Source organism: Methanomicrobiales archaeon, assembly GCA_030019205.1.
Taxonomy (GTDB): domain Archaea; phylum Halobacteriota; class Methanomicrobia; order Methanomicrobiales; family JACTUA01; genus JASEFH01.
The window spans coordinates 54,884-62,623 of sequence record JASEFH010000016.1 but is presented as its reverse complement, the minus strand read 5'-3'; the positions used below and the strand labels follow the sequence as shown (position 1 = coordinate 62,623).

Here is a 7,740-nt window from a genome sequence, read left to right as displayed (position 1 = left end):
CTTCCCAGTCGATCAGTGACTCGAGTTCGGAGAGCTTATCCCCGAGTTTCTGGATGCGTTTGTACTCCTCGTTCAGGGCAAAATCGGTGAGCGAATCCATCACTCACCATTTGTCGTGCTCCGGTAAAGCTCTTGTGGTTGGAGGGGGAGGATAATCAGAATTCTCTCCAGAAATTCCCGCACCGCAACGTGCCGTTCATCCCCTTTCGGGCGATACCCTTTTGCAAACATCAGCGCCCGGCCTGCTGATAAGATTGCATTGTACGCGATATTCCATGCCCATTCATCGTTGATCTCCAGGTTCTTTTCTGCCACGGCGAGATCACGTTCTGCAATTGTCATCGACTCCTTTACGACCTTAGGATCGACCCTAAATTTCTCGATCTTTCCCTCCTTCTCCAGCCGTTTAACCATAGTTGCAGTCTCCGAAGATGACCACTTTTGGACCATTCATGACATGTGTGACGAACGGATCGGATTCCTTCATTCGCTTGAGCAATTCATCTCTCCGCACCAATGTGTAATTGATCTCTCTCTGAATGGTCTTCTCGCATTCATTGATGGTTGGTATCAATTGCTCATCGCTCGCCTCTCCGACGATGAACAGATCGATATCGCTCGTAGCGATGGCTTTTCCGGAAGCAAAGGAGCCATAGATAAATATGCACTCGATAGTCTCCAGATCCGCCAGTCTGTCCTTCAGGTATTTGGAGACGCCCTCCGTCTTCAGGACGATTTTTTGTAAATCCTCATATAAAAAGAAGTTCTGGTTTACCGTGTAGTAAAGTTGTTTCCCTTTGAGAGTGGATTTAATTAAACCGAAGGATTTCAATCGATTCAACTCATTTCGAACGATGTTGTAGTTTTTCCCCGTCAATCGTTCGATTTCACGGATATAGTACTCATTACCAGGATTGAGAAGAAATAAGGTAAGCAATTGGACTCGCGTCTCGGATGAGATGAGCATCTCCAGCATGTTAGTTATAATATTGTACTCAATTGATTATAAAATATACTCAATCGATTACATTTTATACTCAATCGAATATCGAGGATGGGAATAATCATTTTTATTGAGCATTTTCAAGAGAAGAGATCTGGAAACGAATCGGGTGGTACTTCCACAAAGGTACTGCATTCTTCGAGTATTGTTCTGGAATTCTTTCTCTCACACTCTTTTCTCGAATCCCACCGATTCTATTGCTCGATTTGCTTCCTGAGTCGCCTTCACACGGCGGAGGTCGGGGGTCCGAATCCCTCCGGACCCATCCCTTTTCGCCAATCAACACTCGAATGGGCCTCGATTCCGTGAATGCTCAAAAAAATAGTCTTACTATCGCTCTGGAGGCCGTATTGCCCGTATCTTTCAGGATTTTTTACGGCGTCTTCGGAGAGTGTTAGGTGAATATGTTGCCCGATTTGCCTGTATTGGCATTCGGTTTTCCATTATTTCCCTTCACCATAGACCGAACATCCTCGTTAGCAGGATCTATTTAAAGAGTCCAGGACTAAAAACGTGATGTTGATCGACAAAAAATTCGAACTAATGTCTCCTTTAATTCCTCATACAGGGGAGGTCCGGTATCTGCATGAACTCCTTCCAAAAAAAGTCCATGTTGCAGAATCGATACCGTTCAGCTTGGACCACGGGAAATTCAACCCCCTGGCGCAGCCATCGAACTGGATTGCTGCGTCTTTGCACGGAAGGTCCTCTGGATGTGCGGTGCACCCAGGTACGGGAACACGTCCAGCATGTCGGTGTGCGGTCCTGTCCTGTCACTGGTCAATCTGCCGTTGAAAACCGTCAGAAAGACGCCTTTCCCATCGTCCGCGGGCTTTCTCCCATTTGCTGGATACGCTGCTTCCTTCCCGGGATCGTAGGGCAATACATCGGGCAACAGGCTCCTCGCTGCCGCCTCCGCCCCTTTCTGGGTATACCCCCCACTCTGCTCCAGAACGTGTGCGAACATGGGCACAAACCGCTCGTCATCTGCCGGCTCGCCACCCAGGTATGCCTCCCTCTCTGCTTCCGCCATGAAGGGGGTCTGCGTGGGTCTCGCACCGCGGTCCGCCTGCACCCAGGCACCGTCGACCTGCACGAGCGTCCGAACCCATAAGTTCAACCTTGCTCCTCCGCCCAATTCGCTGACGGGAATCTCTAAGGCTATGCTGCAGACATCCTTGTCGGCGAACCAGTCCGTCCCCGTGAACTGCATGTTGTTCCGAACGCCATCGATATCGAAGAAGAACGGATCGCTGCGCCAGCCGGCAAACAGGCGATACGCACCGGACTCCGCCACCTTTGCCTCGGGACCCATGGATACGGGCGATCCCTGGAAGATAACCTCTCCTGCATCGCCTGTTTTGGCAACCTCTTCTCCCTCCGCCCGACGTACAGTCGCCATCGTCGTACCATTTTCGTTATAGGAGAAGCGCATCCGATACGCGATGTCCGCGACCATGTCCTCGTCTGTATCCACTCTCAGCTCGTAGAGACCCTCGGGTGCGTAGGGTTCGCTGGTTGTCGGTTCCTGCTGGTTGAACGGTCTCTCTGGATCGAGCCCATGAGAAGGATGCGTATTTATGATAATGATGGACTTGCTGGCGTCGCCGGGTTTGGGAAACGCAAAAAGATCGGTGAAATCCACACGAGCGTCTCCGCGAGGGAAGCCAAAATTTGGTCCTGAATAGTGGTGCGTCATGAAAAACACCGGCGAGTGAGGATCATCGTACGTTTTATACTTTTGTGTCTGCACAGCGCAATCACAGCGTGTGGTCGACCACGTGCAAGTATTATTGAATCAACCAAACGAAACGTCACATCAAGTCAACATTTGTAGCCCTAAGTCACCTAACCGTGACCATGTATACCTTTTACAAATGTATGTCAACGTCGATTGACATATCCCTGATGCGCTGCTTCTAAGTCAACTTACGTTGATTTGTACCGATTCTTATCTTCCAAGATACGCAACAAGGAACTTATGCAGTTATTGCTTGTGATACACCTCGGAAGTAATTCCTCGGCAACCTCTTCTCGGATTTTGAGGCGATTGAGCCAGACAATGATCTTACTTTAGAGTTTGACGGCATTCGACCAGATTGAATCTGGCAATTTCTATTTGATTCATTTTCAGCATGGAATTACCCTGGCTGTGGTTGTAAATTCGATGAAGGAGCCCGTTGATGCACCTCATTTGCCCGGCTTCCCGGCGAGATAAACACATACTCTCAGCGTCTTCAGGATCATCCGATGCTGTTTTGAGATTCCGAACTCTTCAGCGAGGAGTGGACACACCCTCATACCAACGTGGACTGAAACCTCTCTTCTCCCCATCTTCTTTCTCCTCTCAGAGCGGGTACGCTCTAGCAGGACCGATGCCGGCTCGTACTCGCGCCCCTCCCGCCGGGCGAGTTCCGCCTCGGTGGGGGCCCGTCGCCCGGAGAATGCCCGGAAGAGAAGGGACTGCCGCATTGTCTCGATTTTCCGCGTGCCGCAGCAAAATCGACCTCGATCTTATTGGCGAGGGCAAAGAGGGCATCGATGCGGCGGACGATCTCGTGTTGTTCTGAAATGGGAGGAAGGGGAGCTGAGGGACCTGGCACTTTAGAGATATTTTGCGCATACAACCCTTACTGAATGCAGAAGTAGCAGGATCCAAACCATCCAATCCTCATGAGTACTTGAGATCTCATTTGGCCGATGAGACGGGAGATCGAAATAAAAAGTCCTAAATATCGTTTAAGGTGATATTTCCCTTATGAGAGCAAACCACTCAATTTTTTGCCTTTTCATGGTTTTTTGGTGCTTTCTTGTGGCTGCTTTACTCTTGAAATCCACTCAAAAGTAAACCCAGATGCCACACTGGGCTCGTATTCGATCGAACTTACAACGAGTCAATTTGTGTACAATGCCCTTAAGAATAACGCAAAAGAGCAGGGTTACTCCTCTTTAAGGGAGTCGATGACATCGAATGCTGACCCGAGGACGTATACCTACAACGAAGTCTGGGATGGAAGTACTGTTACGATCCGTATCGCCAGTACACAACCAGTGCAATCAACGGATCCTGAAAAATGGCAGATCAAAAAAGAAAGCGGCTACATGGTTTACAATGACAGACGACTCCTGTCAGATGAACCTATTGGCGATTCTAACGATTATACGGAAGCCATGCTGGGGGGCGTCGCCATCCACTACTATCTCGAAATGCCCGGTAACATTGTCGATACAAATGCGAATGTAGTGAGTGGGAATAAAGCCGAGTGGCATTTAACCGGATCAGACGCGTTCACAACAGAGATCTATGCGAAAAGTGAACTGCCGGCGTTTGCGTTACCCGGATTTGGAACACTGATTGCACTTATCGGACTGAGTTGTGCAATCGTATTGTTCATACGGAAGAGGGTATGAAGGAATAATACCTTTATAGAGCCATTACCTTTTTTAGCGGCGTATTCGATTGTCTTGAATAACCGGGACTCAATTAATCAAATGTCACCATTTTGGCTCTGTAGAATTTTTCTTCTGAATCGCTTCTTTGTTCTCCAACCCTGATTGTATCCCGATAGTATCGAAATTTCGAAAGGGTTATGTTCTTTTGGCAATTGTTATTGAACGTGGCTACGTGCTATTTCTGTGGTCGTCAAATTGAGGGCTTACCGTATACGTGTAGGCGGTGTAAACACCATTTTTGTTCCGACCATAGATTGCCTGAGTACCATTCCTGCCCGGAGAAAAGGGATTATTCCAAGAGAAGGCCTGAGGGCTATTATCCGCGTGATAATTGTGCAAATGAATATCCAAAGAAACCTCCCTCACGCAAACCAACATGGCGAACAAAACGCAGGATAACGAAGGCCTTCGGTATTATTGCGATTATTGCTGGCCTAATCCTGTTCTATCCTCACATAATCGGGCTCGTTTCCTCGGTAGGAAATAGTTTGCATGACTCTATTTCCCCCATCTCCCAGGAATCTCTATCGACGCAAGCCGCATCTTCTGGTCCCACAGATGATCAGAGTTTTCCAATTTCAGATATCCCTATTGTTGGACCAACGATCGATCCTTCGGCATCTTTTAACGATGCGCCAAAATCGCACAGTTACCCCTACTATTTCGGCGGTAGAAAAACTTTGAGTTTTACAACCTATAGCGGATTGAACGATTATTTTTCCAAGGAGAGCCATACATATCGATACGATTACGTAGATGAAGTCATCATGGAGTTGCTGGAAAATCACTATCAGGACGAGTATCTCGAGCTGCTTATCGAGAAGATTAAAAAGACGTCTTCTTCTCCCGATTCCCAGGCTCGGATAGCGATCAGCCTGGTCCAGCACATTCCCTACAGCTGGAGCCGTTATTCCGGGACGCATACCGATTGGTACTACCCCTACGAGACACTTCACCACAACCAGGGGGTATGCACCGATAAGGCGTTGCTCCTGGGCTACCTCTTGAACAGACTGGGTTACGATGTGGTGCTGTTTGAGTTCTCCGATCATATGGCGGTTGGAGTGAAATGCGATAGCCCGTACGATTTTCAGAACAGCGGATATGCGTTCATTGAAACGACACGGCCTACAATCATCACGTACATCCCTGACACGTATCTTGGCGGCTTTCAAGTTACATCCGATGTAACTATCATTCATCTCAAAGGAGGAACGAATTCCCTCGATGTGAGCAGGGAATACCAGGATGCGATCGCATTAAAGAACCTGGAATCGATGGGGCGGGTCCTCGATCAGTACCACTATTCACAATGGCTTGCACTTACGCAAAAATATGATCTGGGTTATGACACCTGATTCTCACTCGTGGCAATAGACATGCCCCTACTCACCAGATATGTGGAATCGTGCCACATTTTGGAGAAATGTACGATTCATGCTCTGGAACTTTAGGGAGAAATGGAGAAGACCCCCAGGTCATCGATGCTTCGTCTTTAAAGATACCTTACTTGCTGTTCTCAACCGAAAGCATCGATTATGCTGCTTGAATATTCTCGAACGAGAGTCCTTTGTATTCTGTTTGGCAAGGAGTCGAGGATCACGTCGGTCACTTGCCTGCTGGATCTCGTCTGCACTGACATAGACAGAACCATGTTGTTCAATAGCAGCCAGCAGGTGCAGGCGATTGAAAATTCTCTCCCCGGCAATGTCATTTTGCGTCATCAAAGCACGATTATGCCTTCTATATGCGATAGTTAGTAATAATTAATTCGTTAATATCCCCTCGACGGGCGCCGTTGCAATTGATCATACGCTTTGCAGGAACACGCTCGATATAATAATCAGAGAAGAGATCATCGAAAAATGAGTCGTCGAGATTCTCGTTTTTTGGATCTGAATTGCTCAGCATAATTTTTGCGCCCTTTTCGTCAAGTTCCCGGAAAAACTTGGCAAGACGCACCTGATCTTCTTCGCGAAATCCATTCTTTGAATACGAGGTAAACGATGAAGTCGGATTGAGCGGACGGTAAGGTGGGTCAAAATATACAAATGTACGATCATCCACATATTTTCGACACCGGGTGAAATCGCCCAGCAGGATCTGCGTTGTTTTCAGCAACTCCGAGACGCCTTTTAGATTATCTTCATTCAAAATTTCCGGATTTTTGTACCTTCCGAATGGGACGTTGAATTCTCCTCTTCGGTTTACACGAAACAGGCCGTTATAACAGGTGCGATTCAAGAAGATAATCTGGGCTGCACGTTCGATCCATTCTGAGCTGTATGTCTCGAAGTCGATCTCCGATCGTTTCCGATTGAATGCATCACGGATCTCATAATAGAGCGACTCCCTCTCCTTCTCACTCCGGGAAAGATAGTCTGACTCAAGCGTTTTCAGTTCAGAGATTAATCTATTTACGGAGCGTTGAATCACACGATAGGAGAGGACCAGTTCTTCATTGATATCGCAGATGTAACACTGTTCAAACGAAAATCTCTGGTTAAGATAGAAGAAAAACGCCCCTCCGCCAACAAATGGCTCGACATATTTCGTAATTTCTCCTTCTGTCAATTCTCCTGGCAGACGTCGGGTGAGCTCGTTCAGCAGCTGGGTTTTGCCTCCAGCCCACTTGAGAAATGGTCGAGCCGATGGAACGAGTCGTGTCCGTTTTCCCATGTCCCGGAGAACTCCTGCCGATACAGTCTTGATTATACTGGTATCTCTCTGACATTATAGCATATGGAATCCGACCTGGCGGTTCGCAACTATCGTTGCTTGCTCAACAGGTCCGAACTATTCTTCGGACTCAGAGAGTGAGCCACCCACTTCTCTCAATTCATTCTCTTCGCTGCACGTTTCTTGAATGGTTGTGCAATCGGAACAGTGAGGTGTCTGCAGCCGGGGATGAACGTCGCTCCCGCCGGATCGCTCGCCCGATCCGATCGGGTTGAGATCCGGAGCGGATGGTGGATGATGCACGAGAGGGATGTTGTTGCTGGCGGCGTATTGCCTGAATCTAATAGTATGATGTGCGCTGAAGCTGTCAAGGACTCGACAGAGCGGGTATTTCACAGGTTCAGGACTCCTGGTGGGGAGGAGCGCGTGCCGTTTCATCCTGCATGAGAAGCAGGCATTGGGGAATGTTTTAGCCCCGCCCGGGTTCTGGCAGGGTCTGCCTTCACGCTTCAACCGTTACCTATCCTGTTCCAGAGAATGAATGCTTAACCAGCGGAGAACAGCTTCTCGCAGCCAGAGACCTGCATCCGGGCGGCAGAAACCTA

At 48.3% G+C, this 7,740-nt stretch carries 8 protein-coding genes; 2 read left to right on the top strand and 6 right to left on the bottom strand.

Annotated features, from left to right (window positions below; genetic code table 11):
* The 5 genes from QMC96_09445 to QMC96_09425 form a co-directional block, all read right to left on the bottom strand.
* Positions 1 to 100: IS5/IS1182 family transposase (locus QMC96_09445; protein ID MDI6876980.1), on the bottom strand; the 100-nt coding region annotated here is incomplete at its 3' end.
* A complete protein-coding gene (locus tag QMC96_09440; GenBank protein ID MDI6876979.1) occupies positions 100 to 414 on the bottom strand; it encodes a HEPN domain-containing protein in 315 nt (104 codons plus the stop codon). The genes QMC96_09440 and QMC96_09445, both read right to left, overlap by 1 nt.
* Positions 407 to 976 (bottom strand): nucleotidyltransferase domain-containing protein, encoded by a 570-nt coding sequence (locus QMC96_09435; protein MDI6876978.1) that lies wholly within the window; start codon positions 974 to 976, stop codon positions 407 to 409. Before QMC96_09435 ends, QMC96_09440 begins: the two co-directional genes overlap by 8 nt.
* 679 nt (positions 977 to 1,655) lie before the next feature.
* Complete coding sequence (locus tag QMC96_09430) at positions 1,656 to 2,756, bottom strand: DUF4331 family protein (GenBank protein MDI6876977.1); 1,101 nt, start codon at positions 2,754 to 2,756, stop codon at positions 1,656 to 1,658.
* 437 nt (positions 2,757 to 3,193) lie between these two features.
* Entirely contained in the window at positions 3,194 to 3,475 is a 282-nt protein-coding gene (locus QMC96_09425; protein ID MDI6876976.1) for a hypothetical protein, read from the bottom strand.
* A gap of 489 nt (positions 3,476 to 3,964) precedes the next feature.
* Here QMC96_09425 and QMC96_09420 point away from each other — a divergent pair, with 489 nt between their 5' ends.
* Together QMC96_09420 and QMC96_09415 are read left to right on the top strand one after the other, a co-directional pair.
* Positions 3,965 to 4,414 carry a PGF-CTERM sorting domain-containing protein gene (locus QMC96_09420; protein MDI6876975.1) on the top strand — a complete coding sequence of 150 codons (450 nt, stop codon included), beginning with the start codon at positions 3,965 to 3,967 and terminating at the stop codon, positions 4,412 to 4,414.
* 179 nt (positions 4,415 to 4,593) lie between these two features.
* Entirely contained in the window at positions 4,594 to 5,814 is a 1,221-nt protein-coding gene (locus QMC96_09415) for an AN1-type zinc finger protein (protein MDI6876974.1), read from the top strand.
* Positions 5,815 to 6,199: 385 nt separating this feature from the next.
* Here the strand turns inward: QMC96_09415 and QMC96_09410 are convergent, their stop codons facing one another.
* Complete coding sequence (locus tag QMC96_09410) at positions 6,200 to 7,135, bottom strand: DNA adenine methylase (GenBank protein ID MDI6876973.1); 936 nt, start codon at positions 7,133 to 7,135, stop codon at positions 6,200 to 6,202.
* Positions 7,136 to 7,740 lie beyond the last annotated feature (605 nt).

Coding starts and splice junctions, on each gene's coding strand:
- QMC96_09440 (MDI6876979.1), bottom strand. CDS start 414: ATGGTTAAACGGCTGGAGAAGGAGGGAAAGATCGAGAAATTTAGGGTC.
- QMC96_09435 (MDI6876978.1), bottom strand. CDS start 976: ATGCTGGAGATGCTCATCTCATCCGAGACGCGAGTCCAATTGCTTACC.
- QMC96_09425 (MDI6876976.1), bottom strand. CDS start 3,475: ATGCGGCAGTCCCTTCTCTTCCGGGCATTCTCCGGGCGACGGGCCCCC.
- QMC96_09420 (MDI6876975.1), top strand. CDS start 3,965: ATGACATCGAATGCTGACCCGAGGACGTATACCTACAACGAAGTCTGG.
- QMC96_09415 (MDI6876974.1), top strand. CDS start 4,594: ATGTTCTTTTGGCAATTGTTATTGAACGTGGCTACGTGCTATTTCTGT.
- QMC96_09410 (MDI6876973.1), bottom strand. CDS start 7,135: ATGGGAAAACGGACACGACTCGTTCCATCGGCTCGACCATTTCTCAAG.